Origin of the sequence: Streptomyces sp. RKND-216, from assembly GCF_004795255.1 — a bacterium.
Lineage (GTDB): Bacteria > Actinomycetota > Actinomycetes > Streptomycetales > Streptomycetaceae > Streptomyces > Streptomyces hazeniae.
Window position 1 is genome coordinate 3,946,648 of record NZ_SSBQ01000002.1, and the last position, 24,597, is coordinate 3,971,244.

The 24,597-nt window shown below is 73.7% G+C and carries 18 protein-coding genes and 1 tRNA gene; 5 read left to right on the top strand and 14 right to left on the bottom strand.

The genetic code is table 11. The features are described from left to right. Window positions 1–12: 12 nt before the first annotated feature. A complete protein-coding gene (locus E4198_RS17655) occupies window positions 13–1,641 on the bottom strand; it encodes a hypothetical protein (RefSeq protein WP_247597724.1) in 1,629 nt (542 codons plus the stop codon). 115 nt (window positions 1,642–1,756) lie between these two features. Next, window positions 1,757–2,962 carry a hypothetical protein gene (locus E4198_RS17660; RefSeq protein ID WP_136184009.1) on the bottom strand — a complete coding sequence of 402 codons (1,206 nt, stop codon included), beginning with the start codon at window positions 2,960–2,962 and terminating at the stop codon, window positions 1,757–1,759. Between the two features lie 186 nt (window positions 2,963–3,148). Here E4198_RS17660 and E4198_RS17665 point away from each other — a divergent pair, with 186 nt between their 5' ends. Beyond that, window positions 3,149–3,769 carry a histidine phosphatase family protein gene (locus tag E4198_RS17665; RefSeq protein ID WP_136184010.1) on the top strand — a complete coding sequence of 207 codons (621 nt, stop codon included), beginning with the start codon at window positions 3,149–3,151 and terminating at the stop codon, window positions 3,767–3,769. A 49-nt stretch (window positions 3,770–3,818) separates the two neighbouring features. Here the strand turns inward: E4198_RS17665 and E4198_RS17670 are convergent, their stop codons facing one another. After that, window positions 3,819–4,004, bottom strand: coding sequence for a hypothetical protein (locus E4198_RS17670; RefSeq protein ID WP_136184011.1), 186 nt, complete (start codon window positions 4,002–4,004; stop codon window positions 3,819–3,821). A gap of 10 nt (window positions 4,005–4,014) precedes the next feature. Further along, entirely contained in the window at window positions 4,015–5,487 is a 1,473-nt protein-coding gene (locus tag E4198_RS17675; protein WP_136184012.1) for a tetratricopeptide repeat protein, read from the bottom strand. A gap of 184 nt (window positions 5,488–5,671) precedes the next feature. Between E4198_RS17675 and E4198_RS17680 the strand changes: the two genes are divergently transcribed. Further along, on the top strand, window positions 5,672–6,058 hold the full coding sequence (locus tag E4198_RS17680; protein WP_247597946.1) for a hypothetical protein: 387 nt from the start codon (window positions 5,672–5,674) through the stop codon (window positions 6,056–6,058). 56 nt (window positions 6,059–6,114) lie between these two features. After that, the gene (locus E4198_RS17685) at window positions 6,115–6,993 is read left to right on the top strand and encodes a fused MFS/spermidine synthase (protein ID WP_136184014.1); all 879 of its coding nucleotides are present in this window, start codon (window positions 6,115–6,117) and stop codon (window positions 6,991–6,993) included. Between the two features lie 38 nt (window positions 6,994–7,031). Here E4198_RS17685 and E4198_RS17690 read toward each other — a convergent pair whose 3' ends face one another. From E4198_RS17690 to E4198_RS17705, 4 genes are all read right to left on the bottom strand, one after another. Then, window positions 7,032–8,480: a GH1 family beta-glucosidase gene (locus tag E4198_RS17690; RefSeq protein ID WP_136184015.1), complete on the bottom strand. Its 1,449-nt coding sequence runs from the start codon at window positions 8,478–8,480 to the stop codon at window positions 7,032–7,034. Between the two features lie 84 nt (window positions 8,481–8,564). Further along, a complete protein-coding gene (locus tag E4198_RS17695; RefSeq protein WP_136184016.1) occupies window positions 8,565–9,437 on the bottom strand; it encodes a carbohydrate ABC transporter permease in 873 nt (290 codons plus the stop codon). An 11-nt stretch (window positions 9,438–9,448) separates the two neighbouring features. After that, window positions 9,449–10,510: a sugar ABC transporter permease gene (locus E4198_RS17700; protein WP_136184017.1), complete on the bottom strand. Its 1,062-nt coding sequence runs from the start codon at window positions 10,508–10,510 to the stop codon at window positions 9,449–9,451. A 14-nt stretch (window positions 10,511–10,524) separates the two neighbouring features. Beyond that, complete coding sequence (locus E4198_RS17705) at window positions 10,525–11,850, bottom strand: extracellular solute-binding protein (protein WP_136184018.1); 1,326 nt, start codon at window positions 11,848–11,850, stop codon at window positions 10,525–10,527. A gap of 301 nt (window positions 11,851–12,151) precedes the next feature. Here E4198_RS17705 and E4198_RS17710 point away from each other — a divergent pair, with 301 nt between their 5' ends. Further along, a complete protein-coding gene (locus tag E4198_RS17710) occupies window positions 12,152–12,787 on the top strand; it encodes a M23 family metallopeptidase (protein WP_136184019.1) in 636 nt (211 codons plus the stop codon). Window positions 12,788–12,933: 146 nt separating this feature from the next. Here E4198_RS17710 and E4198_RS17715 read toward each other — a convergent pair whose 3' ends face one another. The 6 genes from E4198_RS17715 to E4198_RS17740 form a co-directional block, all read right to left on the bottom strand. Beyond that, on the bottom strand, window positions 12,934–17,856 hold the full coding sequence (locus E4198_RS17715) for a DNA repair ATPase (protein ID WP_136184020.1): 4,923 nt from the start codon (window positions 17,854–17,856) through the stop codon (window positions 12,934–12,936). Window positions 17,857–17,947: 91 nt separating this feature from the next. Beyond that, window positions 17,948–19,957: a flotillin family protein gene (locus E4198_RS17720; RefSeq protein ID WP_136184021.1), complete on the bottom strand. Its 2,010-nt coding sequence runs from the start codon at window positions 19,955–19,957 to the stop codon at window positions 17,948–17,950. Window positions 19,958–19,983: 26 nt separating this feature from the next. Further along, complete coding sequence (locus E4198_RS17725; RefSeq protein WP_136184022.1) at window positions 19,984–20,595, bottom strand: hypothetical protein; 612 nt, start codon at window positions 20,593–20,595, stop codon at window positions 19,984–19,986. 470 nt (window positions 20,596–21,065) lie between these two features. Next, window positions 21,066–21,141: transfer RNA gene (locus E4198_RS17730), tRNA-His, on the bottom strand. A gap of 109 nt (window positions 21,142–21,250) precedes the next feature. Then, window positions 21,251–21,856 carry an oligoribonuclease gene (orn, locus tag E4198_RS17735; RefSeq protein ID WP_136184023.1) on the bottom strand — a complete coding sequence of 202 codons (606 nt, stop codon included), beginning with the start codon at window positions 21,854–21,856 and terminating at the stop codon, window positions 21,251–21,253. Between the two features lie 10 nt (window positions 21,857–21,866). Further along, window positions 21,867–23,135 carry a helix-turn-helix domain-containing protein gene (locus tag E4198_RS17740; RefSeq protein WP_136184024.1) on the bottom strand — a complete coding sequence of 423 codons (1,269 nt, stop codon included), beginning with the start codon at window positions 23,133–23,135 and terminating at the stop codon, window positions 21,867–21,869. A 612-nt stretch (window positions 23,136–23,747) separates the two neighbouring features. On the opposite strand from E4198_RS17740, the gene E4198_RS17745 reads away from it, so the two are divergent. Next, window positions 23,748–24,290: a universal stress protein gene (locus E4198_RS17745; RefSeq protein ID WP_136184025.1), complete on the top strand. Its 543-nt coding sequence runs from the start codon at window positions 23,748–23,750 to the stop codon at window positions 24,288–24,290. The last annotated feature ends 307 nt before the right edge of the window (window positions 24,291–24,597 follow it).

A 24,597-nucleotide genomic window follows, 5' to 3' on the forward strand; every position in this document is an offset into this window, starting at 1 on the left:
CGCCGGTCACCGTCACAGGAAGTCCTCCGCGGTCTCGGGGTCGGGGGGATCGGCGGGCCGCAGCACCCGCAATGCGGTCTCCGCGCCAGCCTCGGGGGCGCTCTCACCCCTGGTGGCGGCCTCGGCGGCCTCGGCGGCCTCGGCGGCGTCGACGAGGGCGGCGGGTGCGGCGAAACCGCCGGGCGGGCCGCCGTGCGTCCAGGGGGTGTCCTCCGGCTCCGGCAGGCCCGGTCCGCCGCGCGGACTGTGCTCGAAAAGCGTCCACACCAGACGGTCACCGGGCTCCGGGACGGAACCCGGCGCCGGCTCCTTGCCGCGTCCCATGCCGTTGGTCAGCCGCAGGGTGAGCAGACCCTCGCCCGGCACGCCGGCCAGCTCCGCGCTCTGCTTGGTGGCGCCGTCGCCGAGCCTCCGGTGCACCGTGCCGCGCTCGGCCAGATGCGGCCTGTCGTCCGTGCGGACGGTCACCAGAGGACGCGGTCGCGGCCGCTTCCCTTCCGACCACGCCTCCTCCACGCCGACCACGACCCCGGCGAACGCCTCCCCGGCCAGCCGGCGGGCGGCCATGACCAGCGGGTCGTCCAGCGCCTCCTGCGCGTCCAGACGGGCCTGCGCCTGCTCTCGCGAAGCCAGCTTGTTCGCCGCGGTCACCGCGTCGTCCCGCTTGGGCTGCGGCGGCTCGCCCGCGCGCACCCGGTCACGGTGGTGGGTGTAGGAGAAGCGGTCACGGCGCCAGCGGTCGGCGACGCTCGCCCCCTCCGGCAGCGCACGCAGCAGGTCCACGCCGTGCCACACGGACCGCCACGTCGGCAGCAGCTGACTCTCGATCAGGTCGTGGATCTCCTGCTCCGCTCCCGTCAGCCCGGCGTCGAAGCGCTGGACGGCCGGTGCGAGCCGGTGGTTGTCGAACGCCGGGTCCGTCGCCGGACCGGCCGGCGGGGTGAGCAGCAGGCCCTTCGCGTCCCGCGCGGTCTCCGCTTGCAGCGCGGCCGCCGCGCCGTCGTCGCGGCCGTCCTCCGCAGCTTCGATCCAGGCCAGCAGCGCGCCCAGGTGCTGGTCCTCCAAATGGCTCTGGCCGGTGGCCCAGTGCCGGGTGAGTAGTTCGGTCATCGCCACCAGAAGCGCGGAGCCGGGCACCCGGGCGCGCTCGCCGTAGTGCGTGAGCCAGCGGCCCAGCAGCGGCACGTGCGCCGGGGCGGGGTGCGGGGTCTCCGGGTCCTGCTCCGCGGTGCGGCGGAACCGTGTCGACCGGCCCAGCAGGCGCACGAAGTCGACGCCGGGACCGTTCGGGACGATCAACTGCGGTGCGTCCGCGCAGAGTTCCGTCTCCTCGCCGCCGCGCTCCCCGTGCTCGACCTCGTCCTGGGCGGACTCCAGGTGCGGCAGCACGATCTCCGCCAGCGCGGCGAGGAACGCGAACCGCAGGTCGCGGTCGCGCGGCTGCGGCACCACCAGCAGCCGCGGGGCGTCCCGGTCGGTGCCGACGAGCGCGCCGAGCGGCGCCCCCGCCTCGCCCGCCGTGGTCAACGGCACCAGCACCATGGGCCGTTCGGCCAGATGGCGGTGCCGCACGGTCGCGGCCGGCTGCGCACGTCCGGCCGCGACGGCCTCCATGCGCGCCAGCGCACCGATCAGCGACATGCCCCCTCCTTCCGCCTGGCCGATGCCTGTGGACCGCGGGTGCGCACCGCTCCGTGCGCCGCGCGTCCCTCGGGCCGGGCACGGAACGACGTCGCGGAGCGCTTCAGGACGGCGGTCACCGAGCGCCGTCCCCGGACGCACGGGAGGCGGCCAGCGCCTCGGCACGAAGGCGCGCGGCGCGGCGCAGCGCGGCGGCCGCCGGTTCGCCCCCACCCTCGGAGCCGTCGCCGTCGCCGTCGCCGTCGCCGTCGGCGTCGCCGGCCGAGGCCGCCGACAGCACCGCCTCCACGGAGGTCAGTCCCCCGAGTTCACCGCGCACCGACCGGCCCAGCGTGGTCACCGCGCCCGCCTGGCGGGCGCCGTCCCGGCAGTGGAACGCCAGCTCGCACCCGGCCAGGCACTCCGGGGCGTACTGCGCGGGCACCTCGGCCACGGCCGACGCCAGCCGGTCCGCCGGGAGCGTCGGCGCGAAGCTGGTGCCCTCTGGCACGTCGGCGGCGATCTCGTCCAGCCGGGTCAGCCGCGCGATCTGCCGACGGGTGCTCGCCACCTGCTTGCGCAGGTCCACGAGCGCTGCGGCGGGCAGGTTGGTGAAGTCCTTCGGGCACACAAGCAGCGCGTCCGGCCGTACGACCGGCTCGGTCTCCGCAGCGGAGCCGGAGAGGGGCACGGTCTCCAGCGCCAGCGCGTACACGGCCGCCTGCCGGGCCGCCGCGCCCACCTTCGCCGGGTCGGCCGAACCGTCCAGCACCGGGAAGGACTTGATCTCCACGACCGTCCGGCTGCCGTCGGGGTGCACGGCCACGGCGTCCGGCTCCAGGTACACCGGCGAGCCCGCCACCCGCAGCGTCAGCATCGGGTGGTCCAGCAGCGCCCAGCCGCCCTTCGCCGTCGCCTCCGCGAGCGCGAGCCGGGTGCGCTCCGCCCGCCCCACCGGGCCGGCCGCCGCCAGGTCCGGCACCGCCACCTCGCCCGGCTCCGACGGCGCGGTCTCCCCGGTACGCCCGCACAGCAGCCGTATCAGTTCGGCGCCGCCGTCCCCCTTGACCCGGGCCTCGAACGCGTTGCCGCGGACGAAGGCGAACTGCGACTGGCCGAACGCGGCCGGCGCCCCCAACGCCTCGGCCAGCGCGGCCTTGTCGACCCCGGCGCCGTCGAGCAGCGCGCGGCGGCGGCAGCCGGGATTGGCCGCGAGGGCGGCCAGCGCCCGCGCGTCCAGCGGGCGGGGCGGCACGTCCCGGCCTCCTCGCAGTTCGGCGAGCCGCCGGTGCAGGGCGGAGTGCGGGGCCGGCACGGCGGAGGTGCCGGGGGAAGTCGTCATAGGCTCACGCCTCGGGCGTCGTCGGTCTTTCCGTATCGAGCCGCAGTGTCGCATCCGGCACCGACAACGCCCGCCGACCGGGGTCCGCGGAACAGTCCTGCCGCCGGGTGATGATGGGGCGCGCACGCAGCGCACGCAGCGCAGCGCACACACCCCGGACACTCGGCGAGAGGCGGCTTCCCGGTCATGGCAGCACCCCGCATCCTGCTGGTACGGCACGGCGAGACGGAATGGTCCCGCAGCGGCCGTCACACCGGACGTACCGACGTACCGCTCCTCGACGAGGGGCGGCGGATGGCCGAACGACTTGGCGCGCGCCTGCACCGCGCGCCCTGGAACGGTCTGCCCGGCGTGGAGGTCCGCACCAGCCCGCTCGCCCGCGCCCGCGACACCTGCGAGCTGGCCGGATTCGGTGACCGCGCCACTGAGTGGGACGCCCTGCGCGAGTGGGACTACGGCGCCTACGAGGGGATGACCTCGCCGGAAATCCGCGCGCAGGTCGGCGGCGACTGGCAGGTCTGGCGCGACGGGGCGCGGGACGGTGAGTCGCTGACCGACCTGTCGCGGCGCGCCGACGAGATCGTGGCCTGGGCGCGGTCGGCGGATCGCGACGTGCTGGTCTTCGCGCACGGTCACCTGCTCCGTGCGCTCGGCGCCCGCTGGCTCGGCGAACCCGTCGGCCACGGTGCCCGGCTGGTCCTGGACCCGGTCGGCCTCTCCGTCCTCGGCTGGGCCTACGACGCCCCCGCCCTCTCCCGCTGGAACGACACCGGCCACCTCGACGAGAACATGTCGCTCGACCGATGAGAGGGACGCGGGGAGGCCGACTCCGGCGCGGACGCCCCGTGTCGACCGGTCAGACCGGATCGGTGAAGGAGACCGGCTTGTCGGCGGCGCGGGCGTACGCGATCTCCCGGCTCGTGGACACGCCGACATACCCGCCGGGGTTGATCACCAGAACCCGGTCGGCCAGGTCGATCTTTCGCAGGTGGAGTCGGGGCTGCCCGGCCGTCTGCACGGCGGACCGCTCCGCCTCCCGCACGTGGCACGCGCTACGCGTGCTCGGCGCGGGGGGCGGGGAGGCGGGGCAGGAGGGCGGAGACGGAGGGTTCGCGGCGGTGGGGGGCGAGGCGGGACGCGGTGACGGCCAGCATGCTGCGGATGCGCGTCGACCTGACCGGCCCCAGCAGTTCGAGCACGTGCGAGGCGGCGGCGGCCGCCTCGTCGGGTCGGCCCGCGGCGGCCAGGTCACCGGCCAACTCGGCGGTGAAGAGCGCCCGATTGCGCACGAAGTGCGGCTCCTGGAGGGCGACCGCGCGCCGCGCGTGCGCCACGGCGGGTCCCCAGGCCCCCAGTGCCGACCAGCACTGAGACTCCAGGCCCTCCATCTCCGCCTCGCCGAAGAACGTCATCCACGGCGGGTCGTCGTCGGACGGGCCGCGTGCGAAGAGGCGGTGCGCCCGTACGAGGGCGTCCTCGCAGGCGGAACGGTCGTCGAGCCCCGCCCACCCGCCGGCCTCCCGCAGGGTCAGCAGCGACAGCAGGCGGGAGGAGCCGAGGTGCTGCGCGGCCTGGTGTCCCGCCTGTGCCGCGCGTACGGCCTCCCGCGGGCGGCCGGCGTCCCGCGCGAGGAAGGCGGTGTTGCAGAAGGCGTGTGCCTCCAGCGCCGGGTCCCCGGAGACGCGCGCGGTGGCGAGGGCCTCCGCGTAGTGGGAGCGGGCGTCGGCGAAGCGGCCGGAGTCGTGCGCCAGCCAGCCGACGGAGATGGCCAGTTCACCGGCCCCGGAGTGCAGCCGGTCCGCGACCGCTCGGCGTGTGGTGCCCGCGTCGAGGTAAGCGTAGGCGGACTGCAGGGCCGTGCCCGCGCGGCGGTAGAGGCCGTCGGCGCCGTGCCGGTCGTCCAGCAGGCGGATGCGGTGGACGGCGTCCTCCACCGCTGCGGCCTCCGTCTCGCCGGCGCGGCGGACGGTCGTCGTGGCGCCGCCCGCGCCGGTGTACCGTCCGTCGCCGGTCAGCGAGACGGCGACCAGGGCGGCCGGGCCGCCGGTCATGAAAGCGCGACGTAGCACGTCGCTCTCCTCGTCGTTCTCGTTCGTGATCGCGTACTCGGCGTCGTGCTCTGCACCGGAGTGGTGTGCGGGCCGGTCGTGGTCGACGACGGTCCCGGCAGTGTCCCCCCGGCGCGTCAGGGCGGACGGAGGCGTGGTCTCACCTCCGTGCGCCCCTCGCACGCGTGCGGCGCGCCCGCGGACCGACTCCCGTGGTGCGAAGCCCAGGTCGGCGAGCGTGCGGCCGGGGAACATGTGCAGGAACACCCGTTCGTAGGCGTAGTTGGGGCACCGGATCTCTCCGGCCTCCACCCGGCCCACGTAACGGGCGTCGCACGCTACCTGTTCACCGATCTCACGCGCCGACCTGCGGACCGCTGCTGCGAATTCCCCTGGTGATAGCGGACCCCGCAGTCTTCGGAAGGCCGTGTTGGGTCCGCGTCTCGGCCCCGGTGACGTGGATGGTGACGACGCCATGGCCGGACCGTACCGGCTGTGACGGGAGCACCACGCACGGTTTGACCATAAAACGGAATTCCCCACCGTGATCTGCCATGAACTGCCATCCTTTGCAGCGTTCCGCCGCCGTGGCCGTTGACGCCGCCGCGCGTTGGACTCGGCACAGCGACGAGTCGAGGAGGCGCGCGTGCGGGACAGAGGAGTGAGGGCGAGCAGTTCGGTTGCCGGCGCGATCCGCCTGCCCGGGGAACCGTGCGACCTGGTGACCGTGCCGGCCCGGCAGGGGATGGAGGCCGTCGACATCCTGCGGCTCCGGGAGGGCGTCGGCCAGGTGCTGCACGACGGGCCCTGCGACACCCTGGGCTTCCTGGTGCCGCCGGGCACCGCGGCGGCCTGGGACCTGCCGGGCAGTGCCTGTACGCAGACCTTCCAGCCCGGTCCGCGGCCCCTCGCCGAGCCTCCGGTCAGCGGCACCGGATGGCTGGTGCCGCCGGAGGGCGCGCAACTGCGCACCACCGAACCGGCCCGGCTGCGCGCCGCGCTCGGTGAGGCGGCCCGCACCATCGAGGCCGTCGACCGCTGCCGCTGAGCCCGGCCGACGCCCGGCCGTCCTCCCCGGCCGCACCGCCCGCGATACTGGAGGGCGTGGCGAGGAGACGACGGGACGACGCGGGCCGGCGGCGCACGCGGCAGCACCGCGAGGAGCCGGCCGAACCGGTCGGCGGCGGACTCGCCCGGCTGGAGCCGGACCCGGACCGTCCGCGCGCCTGGACGCTCACGGTGGACGACGCCCCGCAGTCGCACGTCGACCTGGACGATCCGGCGTACCTGGACTTCGCCTATCAGCGCCGCCTCGGCCATGTGCTCGACCTGGCCGCGCCGCCGAGCCGCCCGCTGCGCGTGCTGCACCTCGGCGGCGGCGCCCTGACCCTCGCGCGGTACGTCGCCGTGACCCGGCCCCGCTCCACGCAGCAGGCCGCCGAGACCGACACCGCGCTGACCGCCTTCGTACGCCGTGCACTGCCGCTGGACCCCGGATGGCGGATACGGGTGCGGTCCGGCGACGCCCGCGCGGTGCTGGCCCGCGTACCGGACGGGTGGGCCGACGTGGTGCTGAGCGACGTCTTCCACGGAGCACGCACGCCCGCCCATCTGACCAGCGTGGAGTTCGTCGCCGACGGGCGGCGCGTGCTGCGTCCCGGCGGGGTGTGGGCGGCCAACCTCGCCGACGGCGGCGGACTGACGCACCTGCGAGGGCAGGTGGCGACGGTGGGCGAGGTCTTCCGCGAGGTGTGCGCCGTGGCCGACCCGGCGGTGCTGCGCGGGCGGAGGTTCGGCAATGTCGTGCTCGCGGCGTCCGACGCGGGCCTCGACGTGGCCGAGTTGACCCGGCGGGTCGCCGGAGACCCGCACCCCGGACGGGTCGAGCACGGCGCCGCGCTGGCGTCGTTCGCCGCCGGGGCGAAGCCGGTGACGGACGCGACCGCCGCGCCTTCACCGGCCCCACCGACCGGTTCGTTCTAGGCGTGTTGTCCCGTCACCAACGTGCCGGGACAACACACCTAGACGGTCGGATCGCCCGGCAGCAGGCCCGTCCGGCACACCTCGGCGTACCAGGCGGCGCTGGACTTCGGCGTACGGCGCTGCGTGGCGTAGTCGACGTGCACGGCGCCGAAGCGCTTGGTGTACCCGTAGGCCCACTCGAAGTTGTCCAGCAGCGACCACAGGAAGTAGCCCCGCACGTCCGCGCCCTCGGCCATCGCCCGGTGCACCGCGGCGAGGTGGCCGTGCAGGTAGGCGATGCGCTCCGGGTCGTCCACCCGGCCGGTGGCGTCCGGCTCGTCCGCGCAGGCCGCCCCGTTCTCCGTGATGTACAGCGGCAGCCCGGGAACCTCCCGGGTGAACCCCAGCAGCAGGTCCGACAGGCCGGTCGGGTCGATGCTCCAGCCCATGTCGGTGCGCGCGCCCGGGGGTTGGTGGAAGGCGACCCGGCCGGCCCCCGGCCAGGGGGAGTGGGTGCTGGCGCCGTGGCCGTCGCTGCGCTCCACGTCGCCGCTGTCGACCGCCGACACCAGGGACGGGGTGTAATAGTTGACGCACAGCGCGTCCAGCGGCTGGTGGATCAGATCCAGGTCGCCGTCCCGTACGCAGGACCAGTCGGTGATCCGGGCGGTGTCCGCGAACAGGTCCTCGTCGTAGCGGCCGTGCAGCATCGGGCCGGTGAAGACGCGGTTGGCGAGCGCGTCGATACGCCGCGCCGCGTCCCGGTCCGCCTCGGAGTCCGAACGGGGACGCACTGCGGCGGGGTTGAGGCTGACCATCGCCTGCGCCCGGGACGGCAGCACCGTCCGCAGCGCGGAGACGCCCAGCCCGTGGGCGAGGTTGAGGTGGTGGGCGGCGTGCAGCGCGGCGGCCGGGTCGGTGCGACCCGGCGCGTGCACACCGGAGCCGTAGCCGAGGAAGGCGCTGCACCAGGGCTCGTTGAGGGTGGTCCACATCTCCACCCGGTCGCCCAGCGCCTCCCCGACGAGTGCCGCGTAGTCGGCGAAGCGGTACGCCGTCTCACGGGCCGGCCAGCCGCCCGCGTCCTCCAGCTCCTGCGGGAGGTCCCAGTGGTAGAGGGTCAGCACCGGCGTGATGCCCGCGTCGAGCAGTTCGTCGGTCAGAGCGCGGTAGAAGTCCAGGCCCTGCTGGACGGCCGGGCCGCGCCCGGTGGGCTGCACCCGGGACCAGGAGACCGAGAAGCGGTAGGCGCCGAGTCCGAGCCGCGACATCAGCGCCACGTCGTCCCGGTAGCGGTGGTAGTGGTCGCACGCGACGTCGCCGGTGTCGCCGTTCAGCGTCCGGCCGGGGGTGTGGGAGAAGGTGTCCCAGATGGACGGCGTGCGTCCGTCCTCCCGCGCCGCCCCCTCCACCTGGTAGGCGGCGGTGGACGCACCCCACACGAAGCCGGGCGGAAACCGGCGGGTCGCGGATCCCGTCGTGGAGGGTGCCGGAGTTGCTGCAGTCATGGAAGCGCTCCCAATTCAGGTCTGGGCCGTCCGCCCGGAACAGTCACGTCAAGAGGGTCCGGCGGGCCGGCGAGTGGTTGCGGGTCAGCCCTTCACGGCGCCCTGCATGATGCCGCCGACGATCTGTCTGCCGAACAGGGCGAACACCAGCAGTAGCGGCAGCGTGCCCAGCAGGGATCCCGCCATGATCACCGACTGGTCGGGGATGTAGCCGCGGTCGAGGCCGGTGAGGGCGACCTGGACGGTCGGGTTCTCCTGCGTCAGCGCGATGATCGGCCAGAAGAACTCGTTCCAGGCGAGCACGAAGGTCAGCATGCCGAGGACCGCCATGGCGGGCCGGGCCACCGGGAAGACCACGTGCCACACGACGCGCAGGCTGTGCGCGCCGTCCACCCGCGCGGCCTCGATCAGCTCCGTCGGCAGCGCGCTGACCAGGTACTGCCGCATGAAGAACACGCCGAACGCGCTCACCATCATCGGCAGGATCACCGCCTGGAGCTGGTTGGTCCACTCCAGTTCGGCGATCGCCATGTACAGCGGCACCACGCTGAGCTGCGGCGGGACCATCATCGTCCCGATCACCAGCAGCATCAGCAGATTCTTGGCGCGGAACCGCAGCTTGGCGAAGGCGAAGCCGGCCAGCGTGCCGAAGAGCACCGTGGCGACCGTGACGGAGCCGGCGACCACGACGGTGTTGAACAGCGCCAGCCCCATGTTGGCGTCGAACCACGCCGTCCAGAGGTTGGTGAACAGGTTCTGGCCGAACCAGAAGGGCGGTGGCGTCTCGGCGAGCCGTTCGTTGTCGCGGGAGGCGGCGATGGCCGTCCACACCAGCGGGAACAGCGAACCGACGGTGAAGACGGTCAGCACCGTGTACGTGATCCAGCCGCCGTGCAGGTGCCTGCCGGCACGTCGCGCCACGGACCGTGCCGGGCGGCGGGCCGTCGGATGTGCCATGGCGTGCCTCCTCACTGGCTCTTGCCGAGCCGACGGGCGAACAGCCAGTTGACCAGGCCGATCACCACCAGGATCAGGAACATCGTCCAGGCGATGGCGGAGGCCCGGCCGAGATGGAAGTTCACCCAGCCCTGCTCGTACAGGTAGAGGCCGAGCGTCTGGTACTGCCCCGAGGCGCCGCCCGACGCGGTGGTCCCGAAGAGCAGCGGTTCGCCGAAGAGCTGCGTCGCGCCGATCGTGGAGACGACGACGGTGAACAGGATCGTCGGCCGCAGCGACGGCACCGTGACGTGCCGGAACTGCTGCCACCGGGACGCGCCGTCCAGGGCCGCGGATTCGTACAGGTCGTGCGGCACGGCCTGCATCGCCGCCAGGTAGATCAGCGCGTTGTAGCCCGTCCAGCGCCAGATGACGATGGTGGACACGGCGATCTTCGAGGACCAGTCACCGGACTCCCAGGCGATGCCGTCCACGCCGAAGAAGCCCAGCACCCAGTTGATCATTCCGTAGTCGCGGCCGTAGAGCATGGCGAAGACCAGCGTGGCGGCGGCCACCGAGGTCGCGTACGGGGTGAGCAGGGCGACCCGGTAGAACGTCGAGCCGCGCAGCCTGTAGTTCAGCAGGTGAGCCAGGCCGAGGGCCATGAGCAGCTGCGGAACGGTGGAGAGGACGCCGATGACGAAGGTGTTGCCCAGCGCGTTCCAGAAGAAGTCGTTCCGGATCAGCTGGGCGAAGTTCTCCAGGCCCGCCCACTCCATGTCCGTCGGCGCGTGCAGCGAGACGCGGTGCAGCGACGCCCACCCGGTGTAGAGCAGGGGGAAGAGGCCGAAGGCGGCGAAGGCGAGGAAGAACGGTGCGATGAGCGCGTACGGGCTCCAGCGGGCGTCGCGCTGGTAGCGCCGGCTGCGCCGGGCGGCCCGCCGCGCGGCGGACGCCCGGTCGGCGTCGCCGGACGGCGCCCCGCGGGGACGCTTCGGGCCGCCCTCGCCGCTGCCGCTCGGAGGGCGCGACCGGGCCGGGGCCGCGCCCCCCGGAGGAGCGGGGGGCGCGGCGTCGAGACGTTCGGAGGTCATGCGCACAGCTCCGGTCAGCCGAGGGCGTTGTCGATGGACTTGACCGCGGAGTCCCAGCCTTCTTCGGGCGACTTGCCCTGCTGCTCCACCTGCCGGATGCCTTCGGCGAGGGTCTCGGCGACGATCTGGTCCTTCGGGCCGAGGATCTGGACCGGGACTCCCTTCGCGGCCTCGGTGAAGATCTTCCCGGTCGGGGCGTCGCCGTAGTACCCATGCGTGGCCTCCTCGACCTCGGGCAGCGCGAACGCGGCCTGCGAGCTGGGGAAGCTGCCGCGCTTCTGGAAGAGCTTCGCCTGCTGCTCCGGGGCGGTCAGCCAGGCGGCGAGCTTGACGGCCTCCTCGCGGTTCTTCGCGTTCTCCGGCACGGCGAGGAAGGAGCCGCCCCAGTTGCCGGGGCGAGGGGCGTCGGCGACGTCCCACGTGTCGGCGTTCTTCCTGCCCGCCTTGCTCTCGATGTAGCCGAGCATCCAGGCGGGGCACACCACGGTCGCGAAGTCGCCGTTGGCGTACGCCTGGTCCCAGGCGGGGGTGAACTGCTGGAGCTTCGCGCTCAGCTTGCCCTCGGCCGCCCGCATGGCCAGGTCCCAGGACGTCTCCACGGCCTCGCTGTCCTGGTAGACCAGCTCGCCGCTCTCGTCGTAGTAGCGCTCGGCATGGCTGGAGACGGCACCGTTGTAGAGCCCGGCGGCGCTGTCCATGAAGCTGGTGCCGGACGGGGCGTTCTCCGCGTACGTCTCGCCCGCGTCCACGTACTTGGCCCAGTCGTCCGCCCACAGGTCGGAGACCTTCTTCCGGTCGGTGGGCAGCCCGGCTTTCTCGAAGAGGTCCTTGCGGTAGCAGACCGCCATCGGGCCGGTGTCCGTGCCGAGGCCGATGACCTTGCCGTCGTCGGTGGTGGCCTGCTCCCACTTCCAGTCCAGCCAGTTCTCCTTCTTCACGCCCGCGGCGTCGGAGAGGTCGACGAACTTGTCGGCCTGGAGGGTGGCGACCTCCTTGATGTTGCCGACTTCGACCGCCTGTATGTCCTGGAGGCCGGCCCCGGCCGTCAGGTGGTTGAGCAGCGCGGGGTAGTAGTCGGCGTTCTGCGCGGTGACGTTCTCCTTGATGACGACGTCCGGGTGGAGGCGCTCGTATTCGTCGTAGAGCCCGGCCTCCTTGAACCCGAAGGTGCCGAAGAGGCCGACAGTGACCTCCGTCTTGCCGTTCGCGGCCGTGCTGTCGTCGTCCCCGGCACAGCCGGAGAGCAGCCCGGCGCCCAGGGCCGCGGCGATCCCGAGCGACGTCAGCCGCCGGGCCGATCTGCGTGTGGTGCGGTTCGTGCGTCGGTACTGGCTGTGCATCGCATCCTCCCGAACGTGTACGGAACCTGAAGGCGATCAGGTCCTTGGGAGCGCTCCCAGATGTGATGAGTTGAAGGGTTGCCCAGTGCGTCCGGGGTGTCAAGAGACGGGGAGAGACCATGTCGACACCGTGATGAAGCCGGTGTGCGGGCTCCGCCGGGCCGGTGCGGTGTCACCGCCCGCCAACCTTTGGCCCGGTACCCGGCGTCACCTGCACGGACCTCCGGCCGGCTGGCGATGCGTCACCCCTGTGGACACGCCCCGGATGCGACGCACCGTCGGCTCCCGTTTGCTCGCAGCTATGAATGCAGCAACGCGACGCCCGATAGCAGCTCTACGCCGCGCCGCCTGCGGCTCGCTGACGGCGGCTCTGCTCGTCGGCGGCAGCTGGGGGCTCACCTCCCCGGCCGCAGCGACCCAGCCGGCCCACACGCACGACGACCCGCTGGGGGCGGGCCCCCACACCCTCGGCGGGCCCTGGTTGTCGGACCTCCCCGCGCTCTACGGAGGCTGGCGGTCCGGGCCGCCGGAGTCCTGGGCCAGCCCCGTCACCGGGTCGACCGTCTCCGCGCCGTACGGCATCCGCGGCGACTGGGCGGCGGGTCACCACACCGGCGTGGACTTCGCCGTCCCCGTCGGCACCCCGGTGCACTCCGTCGGCTCCGGCAAGGTCGTGTTCGCCGGCCGGTCCGGCGCCTACGGCAAGGCCGTGACCGTCCGGATGGACGACGGCAAGTACACCCTCTTCGCCCACCTGTCGAAGATCGACGTCGAGGAGGGCGACCGGGTGAAGGCCGGCACCGTGCTCGGCGAGTCCGGCAACACCGGCCGCAGCACCGGGCCCCACCTGCACTTCGAGGTGCGCGAGGGGCGTGACTACGGCACGGACGTCAACCCCGTCGCCTACCTGGAGGAACGAGGCGTCGAGGTCGTCTGACGAGCCGTCCGGTCCGTCGGTCTCCCCGCCCACCCCCGAACCGTCCGCGGCCCGTCCTGCACAGAGCGGGACGGGCCGCGGCACGCCGGTCGGCGCCCGCTCCACACCTGGTCCGCCGGTCCCGGGCCCCGGCCCGGGCGCCGCTCTCAGACCGTGGCGCGCTTGAGGTGCTCCCAGCGCTCGCGCTGCTCGGGGGACAGGCGTCCCCGCAGCTCGGCGAGCTTGAGCAGCGCGGCCTCCGCACCGGAGGCCAGCGCCTGCGCCTCGGCCGCGTAGTGGTCGTCGAGCAGCCGTTCCAGCTCCTCGTCGTTCATCACCCCGGCGAGCCGTCCCGCGAGTCGGTTGGTGTCCCGGTAGGACCCCTGGAGAAGGAACGGGGGTTCGGTCCGGGCCGTCTCCGCCTGGCCGGCGGACGCGATGTAGGCGGCGTTGACGCGCAGCACCGTGTCCCGGACCGTGAGCAGGTTGCGCAGTACGGCGACGATCCGCTCCCGCTCGTCCGCCGGATACGGGTGGGCCAGCATGTCCGGCCGCACGGCGGGGTCGCCCTCCGCCATCCGCAGCAGCAGGTCGAGGTCGGAGCGTTCCCGTGCCGCGAGCGGCGCGAGCTCCGGGTGCGAGGTCAGGGCGTTCTCGACGTGACTGAGCGCGAACAGGTCCGCCCGGCCGTCGACCACGTCGCCCAGATTCCACACGTCCGCGCGGTTGGCCAGCATGTCGGGCACCCGGAACCGGGTGCCCGACTCGGTGAACGGGTTGCCCGCCATGCACACCGCGAAGCGCTTGCCGCGCAGGTCGTGACGCCGGTCGGCGCCGTCGATCCGGCGCTGCGCATCGCACAGCGGGATGAACTTCTGCAGCAGCTCGGGCGAGGTGTGCTGGATGTCGTCGAGGTGCAGCAGCACGTTGTCACCGAGCCGCAGCGCCAGATCGATCTTCTCCAGTTCGCGCCGGGCGGCACCGTCCGGCGCGGCCGCCGGGTCCAAGGAGGTGGTGTGCCGCCCCAGCGCCGGCCCGTCCACCGCCACGAACAACATGCCGAGCCGGGAGGCCACGTACTCCATCAGCGTGGTCTTGCCGTAGCCCGGCGGAGACAGCAGCAGCAACAGCCCCTGTCCGGCCGGGCTCTCCACACCGGCGGACCCGATCTGCCGGGCCAGCGCCTCCCCGACCAGTGGCAGGTAGACCTCGTCGATGAGCCGGTTGCGCACGAAACCGGACTGCACCCGGGGCTGGAACCGCTCCAGCGCCAGCCGCTCCCGCGCCTGCGCCAGCAGGCCGTCCCGCCGTCTGCGGTAGGCGCGGTGGGCGGGCACCCGGACGGTGCGGAACTTCTCGGTGCGGGCGAGGAACTCGTCGATGCGGACCGGCAGCAGACCCTGCCGCACCCGCGGGTGGACGCCGAGCAGGCCCGTCGCCGGGTCCGCCTGCGGCGAGGCGGCGTCCCGGCGGGGCAGCGCGGTGCCGCACACCTCCAGCGCGACGGCCTCGGCCAGCGCGGACCGGTCGGCCCCGTGCGCCGACGCGTAGGCGTGCAGCCAGCTGTCGGCCAGCTGGTAGCCGGCCCGCAGATCGTCGCCCACGGCGCGCAATTCCTCCGTGAACTCCTTGACCGCCGGGGAGTCCTCCCCGCCGAGGGCGTCACGGAACCCGGCCGCGAGATCCCGTGCGGCACCGCCCGTGACGAACCGGGGGCCGGGGACGTCGCCGTCGGAGGCGGCGAGCTCTTCGAACAGGTAGGCGCCCGCGCCGAGGCGTGCACCGCCGGCGGTCTCCCAGCGGGCTGCTCCCGAACCGGTGGCCGGCAGCCGGTCGGTGAGGAAGCCGGTCACGGCGGCGGTCAGCTCCCCGGACAGTTCGGCCCTGGCCGAAGGGTCGCCGAACCGGGCGCGCGCACGCCCCAGCGACCGGCCACGGACCGTCCACGCCTCGCGTGCCTCCTGCTCCGCCCCGCGGGCCCAGAACAGCTGCGCCGCGGCCCGGACCTCCGGGGAGAAGCGGAGCAGGCCGGCTGTGCGGCGCTGCTCGAGGAGCACGGCCAGGATGCGGGCCGCGTCGTGGTCGTGGACGCCCCGGTCGTAGCCCTCGTCGTGCGCGGCGACGGCGGCCTCCCGCACGGCGGCGAGCAGCCTGTCGTGGCTCTCGTCGCCGTCGGTCGCCGCCTCCAGGGCGGCCGACGTCTCCGGGTCGCCGCCGAGACGCTCCAGGACCGTCGCCGCCAGGTACTCGGCGCGGTAGACGTCGGGGGACTCGGAGACGAGCGGCTGGTCCCAGAACTCCTCCGTCCCGGCGAGCGCCTCCGCCGGAAGGTCCTCCCGGTAGCCGGTGCCGGTGACCGCCAGGCACATCGCCCCGTCGCGCGGCGACAGGGTGAGTGCGACCGGCGCCTCGTTCACCGCGAACCGGTGACGGCCCAGCCGCACCGTACCAGCGCCGTCCCGCAGTTCGGCCCGGTCGCGCTGCCCCCGCAGCGCCTCCTGCCGGGCCGCCTTGAGTCGCCCGTCGAACCCGGCGGCGCGCAGCGCGTCACCCGCCGCGCGCAGCTCCTCCACGGTGGCACGGACCCGGGACACCATCGGGTCGGCGGCGAAGTAGGCTCGCACGTCCTCGGCGTCCTCCATGGCCGCCGCGCGGCGGACGACGGTCTCCAGACCGCGTTCGACGGAGGCGGCGAGCCGTTCGACCCTCCGGGCCCGCTCGTCGAGCAGCGCCTGACGTCGTGCGGCGAAGGCGTCCTCGATCTCCGTCCGGCGGTCGTCGAGCTGCGACGCCCGCTCCTCCAGACCGCCGAAGCGACCGGACAGGCCCTCCACCCGCACGAGCAGCGCGCCGAGCTGCTCGTCGCACGCCTCGGGCGTCGCGGCTCCGGTCAGAGCGCCACTCAACGCCTGTCCGAGCAGGGCGAGTTCGGCCTCGAACTCCTCCCGGTCCTCCTGCTCCACGAGGTCCCGGCGCCGCCCGTCGGCCACCGCCCGCGCCCGGTTGAGGGCGGCGTTGACCTCGGAGAAGCGGCCGAGCAGCGCCGTCCGCACGGTGGCGTCGCCCACCTCGAGCGCCTCGAACACGTCGGTCAGCGTGCGCAGCCGCTCGACGTGGGCGGCGAGCGCGTCGGCCGGCGCCGCGACCGCGGCGGCCGTGGCCGCCTCGGCGGCCTCCGCCTCGAGCCCGGCGACCTCCGCCAGCGTGTCGGCGAACGCCTCCGGCCGTGCCAGACGGCTCACGGCCCGCCGGCCTGCCTCGTGCAGCGCCTCGTCGAGGCTCTCCTCCAGAGCCGCCACGCGGGCGGGGTCGGTGTGGCGGAGTTCGCGCAGCGCCTCGGCCTCACCGCGGGCGCGACGGAGCCCGGTCAGCAGCGCCACCCACTGCCCGGAGTTCGCGGGCGTCTCTCCGCGGGCACGCCGCGTCAGGCCCAGGGCGTCCTCCTCGGCGGAGTCGAGTGCCGCCTCGCCGCGCGCCCGCGCCTCCTCCTCCCGTGCCTGCTCGGACACGATCAGGTCCGCCGCCTCGCGCAGGTCGGCGAGCGGCTCGTGCAGACCACCGAGGCCCTCGTCCGGGAGCCACGGAAAGCGGTCCGTGGCCTGCCGGCAGGCGGCGGCGACGTCGGTGAACACGTCGGTACCCGGGGGCAGATGCGCGGCCGTCCGCGCGACGTCGAGGCATTCGGCCACGCAGCGGACCAGCTCGGCGTTGCCCACCCGGGCCAGCGGCCCCGTCACGGGACGCGCGCCGTCGTCGTGTCCTTCCGCGGCGAACGGCGTACGCCAGACCTGCGCCGGGTGCTGCCGCACGCCTTCGGCCGTCGCGTCCGCGTCGGCCCTGAGCACGGCCAGGCCGCCGTCCTCGAAGAGTGTCCAGGCGCGTACGGCCAGCGGCGGACCGGCCTCCTGCCGCACCCGGTTGTACGGCACCAGCAGGGCGCCGCCGCCGGCGTCCGGCCTGCCGTCGGCGTCGCTCCCGGCCTCGCGGAACACGTACAGCGTGTCCTCGCCGTTCGGCGCGGCGACGCTGCGCTCGACCTGCCAGTCGCCGTCCGGCACCGGGAACTCGCGTACCGCCTCGCCCGCGGGGGCCGAGGCCAGGTAGCACCCGCCGGGGAACAGCACGCCCTGGTCGTCGGGCAGCCGCAGCGCCGTCCGCGCCGTCCCGTCGAGACGGACGACCTCGCCGTTCCGCCGGTTCACGACCAGATGCCGGTACGCGGACTCGTTGTAGGGACGGACCCGCAGCAGCACGAGCGGACCGACCCGGGCCCACCGCACGTCGGCGTCGGCCAGCGACTGCAGCGGCTCCTCGACCGGCTCCGACCAGACGCCGGCGGCGGTCTCGGTGTCGTTCTCCGTCTTCAGGGTCAGCCGCCCGCCCTCGGTGCTGACGAAGACCACCCCGTCCACCGAGACGTGCGGGTGCCGCCCGGCCACGTGCGCGTCGCGTCCGGCGACCGTCCAGGCGAGGGCGGACGGGACGGCGGCCGGAGCGACGTCCGCCCGGTCGCCGCGGGCGTCCACGTACCGCGGAGCGCCGCCGTCCGCGGGGAGCCGCCAGTGCAGTACGCGCACGTCCCCGGCGCCCTCGCCCGTCCGGAAGACCGCCAGCAGCCGGGAGCCGGTGCGGCGCAGCCGCAGCAGGCGCGCGCCCCGGAAGAAGCGCTGGAGCTCGGCGAAGTCCTGCCGGAAAGCGGGGTCGTCCAGCAGGCCGGGCAGCGCCGACGCGGGCAGCGCCTCGAACCCGTCGGCGGTGCGGCGGTGGAGGGCGAGGACGTCCTCCACACCCGCCTCGCCGCCGCCCGCCACGGGGTCCCCGCCCGTCAGCAGCAGTCCGCCGACCTGCGCCACGTCGCGCAGGACGCAGGGCACCGCGGTCCCGATCCGGTGGGTCGCCCCGAGCACGATCCGGCCCGCGCCGAAGCTCTCGGTACGGCGGTCGTTGAGCGCCGTTGTACGCCGGGACAACTCCGCGGCGGCCACGGCGATGCGGCGCCGCAGCACCTCGTACGTCGTGTCGTCGCGGTCCGTCTCCGGCCCGGTTCCGGCGGTGCCGGAGCCCTGCCCGGCCTGCAGCCGACCGTCCATCCGTCTGCTTCCCTTCCCGTTCCGCCCCGTCGTTCCGCCCGGCGCCGCGGCGCCGCTGTGTCTCCGCCGCTGTGTCTCTGCCGGCGCGGCCTCAGGCGGCGAGTGCCGAGACCGGCACCTCGCCCGCGTCCGTGCCCCGCACCGCTTCCAGCAGCGCGGACAGCTGCGCCGTGTGCGGCCCGTCCGCCGAGACGAGCTTGCTGAGCAGGCCCGCCACGGTCAGGTCGCGCATGCCGCCGGCGCCCAGGCCCGCGACCATGCGGGTCACGTCCCGGGTGAAGGTCGAGCCGTCTCCGTCCGCGTTCAGCCACGGACCGGCCATGGCCTGCACCGACGTGCTGCCGTCGACGAACGCGTCGACGCTGCGGCCCGCGGAGATGGCGCCGACCAGCTTGTCGAAGAAGACCGAGTCGCCCCCGACGATGTCGATGTTCGCCTTCTCCAGGCCCGCGCCGACCAGCGTGGCCTGCGCCTCGGCGATCTGCCGGTGCACGTCGATGCCGGCGATGCGGATCTCCTTCTCCGCGTCGAGACGCAGCCGGTACTCCTCGTGCTCCCGGCTCGCCTCGTCGAGCGCCGCCATGGCCGCCGCCTTCTCGTTGATGCCCTCGGCCTCGGCCTTGAGCAGCTCTCGCTTGGCCTCCGCCTCCGCGAGTCCCATGTCCTTCGCGGCCTGCGCCTCCACCTGGCGGCTGCGGGCGAGCGCGTCGGCCATCCGCTCCTGGACCTCGGCCTCGGCCAGCCCTGTCGCCGCGGCCTCCGCGCGCCGGCCCTCGGCGAGCCGTACGGCCGACTGTGCGTCCAGGTCGGCCGCCTTGCGCCGGGCCTCCGCCATGGTCAGCTCCTCCGCCGCCCGGTGCCCGGCCGCCTGCTCGGCGGCCTCCGCGGCCTTGATGTCCTTCACCAGGCGCTCCTGCGCCTGCGCCTCGGCGGCGATGATCAGGGCCTGCCGCTCGCGCTCGGCCTCCTCGACCGTGCGCAGCTTCTTGATCTCCTCCTCCTGCTGGGCGACGGTCTTCTCCACCGCGATGCGCTCCCGGACCACGTCGGCGATGTCGCGCTTCTCCGCCTCGACCTCCTTGTCGGCGGCGATGCGGCGCAGCTCGGTCTCCCGGTCCCGGGCGATGACCTCCAGCAGGCGGTCCTTCTCGATCCGCTCGTTCTCGATCGCGACGACCCGATCGCGGTTGAGCTTCGCGACGGCGATCTCCCGCTCGCGGTTCTCGTTCTGGATGCCGAGGGCCTCCTCGGTCTTGAGGTGCGCGGTGTGCGAGCGGAGCCGCTCCTCGGCCTGCACCCGGGCGGTCTCGGCCTCCTCCCGCGCCCGTACCGTCTCGACCTCGCGCTGCTGACGGATCTCCGCGTCCGCCTGCCGGCGTTCCAGCTCCAGCACGGCCTCGCGGGCGTCGACGTTCTGGCGGGTGATCTCCTTCTCCTCGTTCCGCTGCCACTCGTTGGTGCGGATGTGCTCGGCCGCGGTGAGTTCGGTGATCTTGCGGATGCCCTGGGCGTCCAGAATGTTGTTCCCGTCGAGCTGCGCCAGCGGGGTCTGCTCCAGGTAGTCGATGGCGGCGTCCTCGAGGCTGTAGCCGTTGAGGTCGGTGCCGATGACCGCGACGATGCGGTCGCGGAACTCGTCGCGCTTGGTGTAGAGGTCGGCGAAGTCCAGCTGCTTGCCGACGGTCTTGAGCGCCTCGGAGAACTTGGCGTTGAACAGGTCCTGCAGCGTCGCCCGGTCGCTCGCGCGTTCGGTGCCGATGGCCTGGGCGACCTTCACCACGTCCTCGACGGTCTTGTTGACGCGCACGAAGAACGAGATGCGGATGTCGGCGCGGATGTTGTCCCGGCAGATCAGGCCCTCGCGCCCGGTGCGGCCGATCTCGATGGTCTTCACGGAGATGTCCATGACCTCCGCCCGGTGCAGCACGGGCAGCACGACCGCGCCGGTGAAGGTGACGTCCACCTTGCGCATCCGGGAGACGATCAGCGCCTTGCCTTGCGGCACCTTGCGGAACAAGCGGCCCAGCACGAAGAGCAGGGCGACCGTGACGAGCAGGGCGGCGGCGATCAGCACGCCGAGTCCGGTGGAGATGACGTCCATAGGGGATGTCCTTCGTTCAGGAAGCTTCAGGAAGCGTCGTGGGGCGCGACGTGGAAGTGACCGCCTTCCGCGTCGTACGCGTAGATGAGGGCCGTGTCGCCGGCGGTGAGCTCCGGGGCGAGGACGTCGTCCGCGCGCACCTGGACCAGGGCCGTCGCCCCGTCCGGCGCGGCGACCTCGGCCTGGCCGAAGAGTGCGTTCACCCGTCCCGTGCGGATCACGCACACCCGGCCGACGAACTCCGCGTGCGAGATGCCCTCTTCGGGCCGCGCGAAGCGGCGCAGCGGCCGCAGCGTCAGCCGGGTGAGGAGCCATGCGGCCCAGAGCACCGCGGGCAGCGCGGTGAGCCGGAGTGGTGTGCCGGGAACGAGCACGGTGACGGCCAGGGACAAGAACCAGGCAATCGCGACGAGCAGCGAGACCACCACGGCCGGCGGTGCCCCGTGGAACGCCCGCCGGGTCGAACGGCCGGCAGCGGCTACTGCCGTGGGGCTTTCCCGGCTGCCTCCGCCCTCCGCGAAGGTGCCCAGTGGCACGCCTCCGAACAGCACGAAGAGCCAGTAGACGAGCACCGCCGGCAGGGCGGGAGTGAAGAGAACGGCTGGGAATTCCAGCGTCGCCCGCAGGAAATCCCCCATCGCCGCACCCCCGTGCCCGTTGTCGTGTGGCCTCACCGTGCCACAGCGCGCGGACGCGCGGCATTGCCGGAACCCGGCAGTCTTCACGCCTCGTTCACGGCCGAGTCCGCGTCGTGCCGGACCTCACCGGAGCGAAGTCCTGCGCGGACTCAAGGAGTTCAGAAGAGCCCGCCGAGGAGGTCGAAGAACCGGGGGCCTCGCCGGGGTTGGGGCGGGACGGCGGGCAGCGGCGGGTGCCGAAGGTGCGCGAAGGCGACGAACGCGGCCGTGCGCTTCTGGGGCGCGGTCGCCGGGCGGGTGGCGACGTGGCGATGCGGTGTCGCGGGAGAGCGCCCGACGCGGCCTCGGCGGGCTGGGGTGGCCTCGGTCGCCTTGGCGGGAGCGATGCCGTTCGGGGCGCCCCGGAGGGACCCCGCCGTCGGAAAGCGATCAAGGGCTGACCCGATTCCGCAGGTCAGCCCTTGATCCTCTGGGGTGAACGACGGGACTTGAACCCGCGACTTCCTGGACCACAACCAGGTGCTCTACCAACTGAGCTACGCCCACCATGACCGGCTGTGTTCCGCACCGGCCGAGAAAGAGTGTACAGGGTCCGCCGGGGTGCTCGCGCGCGGCTTTCCCGCCGCCCCCTCCCCGGCCTCCCCGGCTGCTCGGGTTACTCCGGCCCGGACAGCACGTGGCGGGAGGCGATCTCCTTCGCCGTGTCGGAGTCCGGGCCGGGCTGCGGCACGAAGACCGCCTCGCGGTAGTAGCGCAGCTCCGCGATCGACTCCCGGATGTCGGCCAGCGCCCGGTGGTTGCCGTTCTTCTCCGGGCTGTTGAAGTACGCCCGGGGGTACCAGCGGCGGGCCAGCTCCTTCACCGAGGACACGTCCACGATCCGGTAGTGCAGGTGGGACTCCAGCTTGGGCATGTCCCGGGCGAGGAACCCCCGGTCGGTGCCGACGGAATTCCCGCACAGTGGCGCCCGGCCCGCCTCCGGCACGTGCTCCCGGATGTAGGCGAGGACACGCTCCTCGGCGTCCGCGAGCGTGGTGCCCCCGTCCAGCTCTTCCAGCAGACCGGATGACGTGTGCATGCTCCGCACGATCTCGGGCATCTGCGCCAGTGCCTCGGCCGGCGGACGGATCACCACGTCCACACCCTCGCCGAGGACGTTCAGCTCCGAGTCGGTGACCAGCGCCGCCACCTCGACCAGCGCGTCGCCGGTCAGGGAGAGGCCGGTCATCTCGCAGTCGATCCACACCATGCGATCATTCATGCGCTTTACCCTACGTCGCCCGCCCGTGGCCGCGTCCCCGCTGCCGGGGCAGCCGGTGCGACCAGGCGTCCGACTGCGGCTTTCCCGGCTCGGCCGCGCCGTCGGCGCGGCCCTCCGCGCTGCCCGGGGCGGTCGTGTGGCTGCGGGAGCCGTCGGGGTCGCGGCCGCTCTCGTGCGCCGCCGGGACCTTGCGGGCGTGCGGCACCCGCGGGTCGTCCGCGCCGCCGCCGTCCGGGCGGCGCGCCCGGTAGGCCGCGCGGTACGAGGCCGGCGAGGCGCCGAGCTGGCGCCGGAAGTGGCCGCGCAGCGCCACCGGCGAGCGGAAGCCGCAGCGGGCCGCGACCTCGTCCACGGAGTAGTCGGAGGTCTCCAGGAGTCGCTGCGCCTGGAGCACGCGCTGGGTGATCAGCCACTGGAGCGGGGCGCTGCCGGTCAGCGTGCGGAACCGCCGGTCGAAGGTGCGGCGGCTCATGTACGCGCGCGCGGCGAGGGCCTCCACGTCGAACTGCTCGTGGAGGTGCTCCAGCGCCCAGGCGACGACCTCGGCCAGCGGGTCGGCGCCGATCTCCTCCGGTAAAGACCTGTCCAGGTGGCGCGGGTGCGCGCCGTCCGCCCCGGCGGCCCGGCGCGGCGGCACGACCAGGCGGCGGGCGAGCGCGCCGGCGGCCTCGGCGCCGTGGTCGGTGCGGACCACGTGCAGGCACAGGTCGATTCCGGCCGCGGTGCCGGCGGAGGTGAGGATGTCGCCGTCGTCGACGAACAGCTCCCGCGGGTCGACGTGGACCGCCGGGTAGCGCTTGGCCAATGTAGGCGCATACATCCAGTGCGTGGTCGCGGGGCGCCCGTCCAGCAGGCCCGCGGCCGCGAGGACGAACGCGCCGGTGCACAGGCCCAGCACCCGGGCGCCCTCGTCGTGCGCCTGACGGAGGGCCTCCAGCGCGGGGGCGGGCGGCGGCTGGCTTATCGAACGCCAGGCGGGGACGACGACGGTGCCGGCCCGGGACAGCGCCTCCAGGCCGTGCGGGGCGGTCAACTGGAGCCCGCCGGTGGTGCGCAGCGGGCCGTCCTCGCCGGCACAGGCCAGCAGCCGGTAGCGGGGGACACCGGCGTCCTGACGGTCGATGCCGAACACCGAGAGCGGGATGGAACTCTCGAATATCGGTCCGCCGCTGAACAGCAGCACGGCGACGACTTCTCGCCGCCGGCGCGCGGCCAGCTTGCGTGCGGTGGCCGACGCCGGACCTTCCCTGGAGTCCTCCTGGCTCGTGGGAACGCTCATCGGACTGTAAGCCCCCCTCATCGTCGCGTCCTCAAGATCCTGCACTTCTCTCCCCCGCGGCGATAGCCAAGATCGAATCTACTGTGTCGCGTGACCTCGGCGAACCAACTTCAGCACGCGGTGCTATGTCGACATGGCCACGTGGCGTGAAGCATTCGATCACGAAGCGTTGCACTGACCGGGCTCGTTGGGTAGTACGCATAACCTCACTGCCCTTCAGGGGGGCCGTCCACACACCCGGAGTACCCGTTTCTGCCCTGGTGGGAGCCGTATTGACGGGTGAGGGCGGCGGCCGGTGAGACCGGCGAAGAAGTTGGCTGAAAAGCGCGGGGGTGACGACGGTCCGTCCGGCTGGCTCACGGGCAGGTGCCGGGGGGTGTAAGGGGCGCGGAGGCACGTTGCGCAAAGCGGCGGTGCTGGTGCATGCTCCGGGGTCAGCGCGCGCCCGCGCACCGCTTCCTCCCGTTGCGGGCACGGGGGAGTGCCGCCGTATCCTCGGGGTAAAGGAAGGGGAAAGAGGGTTCCCGCCCGTGACGGCCGCCTTCGTCCCTTCCGGGCTCCGGCTCCTTCCGCAACCGCTTCCCGCAGAGGACTCACAGCTCCGAGACATCCATGGCTGGACACGAGATCCCCGAACCCGCGGACCGCAGACAGGTCGCCGACCCCCGGGCGGCACCGGATGCGGTGCCCGCGGTGCCCGAGGCGGAGGAGCGCACGCGCCACTCCTGCGACCCGGCCTTCCGGCACGGCGTGGTCGTCGGCTTCGACGGTTCCACCTCCAGCGAGCGCGCCCTCGCGTACGCGATCGGCATGGCCCGGCGGTCGGGCTCCGGCCTGATCATCGTGCATGTCGCCAACCGCTTGCCCACCACCGTGTGGGCGGGCTGCGAGCCCCCCGTCTTCGTGGACGTCCCCGACCACCGCACCGAAGTCCTCGGCCTCGAACTGGCCTGCGCCGACCATCTCGCCGAGGTCCCCTGGGTCCTGGTCGAGCGCGGCGGCGACATCTGCCACGAGCTGGAAGAGGTCGGGCAGGAGTACGAGGCGGACGCGATCGTGGTCGGTTCCACCCACGGCCTGGTCGGCCGCCTCTTCGGCTCCGTCGCCGGGCGCCTCGCCCGCCGCGCCCAACGCCCCGTCGTCACCATCCCCTGACGGCGCCTCAGCCCTGCCCTCGGCTCGCCCTCGCGCTGAGCCGGCGTCACCCCTCCGCGCCGGTCGTCCCGGTCCCCCGAAAATCCGTCGGGGCCAGGAGGTGCATTGTGCGCTTGTGAGGGGCATACAGAGAACAACGACATGCTGCCCGCCGGGAGGTGACGGTCCCGGGAGCGGCAGCACCAGCCGGCGTAATGGGCGACGCCGGCTACCTCGGGAGCGGACTCCCGCGCGGTGGTGGCCCGCGCGGAAGTCCGCCCCCGTCTGTCCGGCCTCTTACGACGCCCCCGCCCTGCTCCGGTCGCGA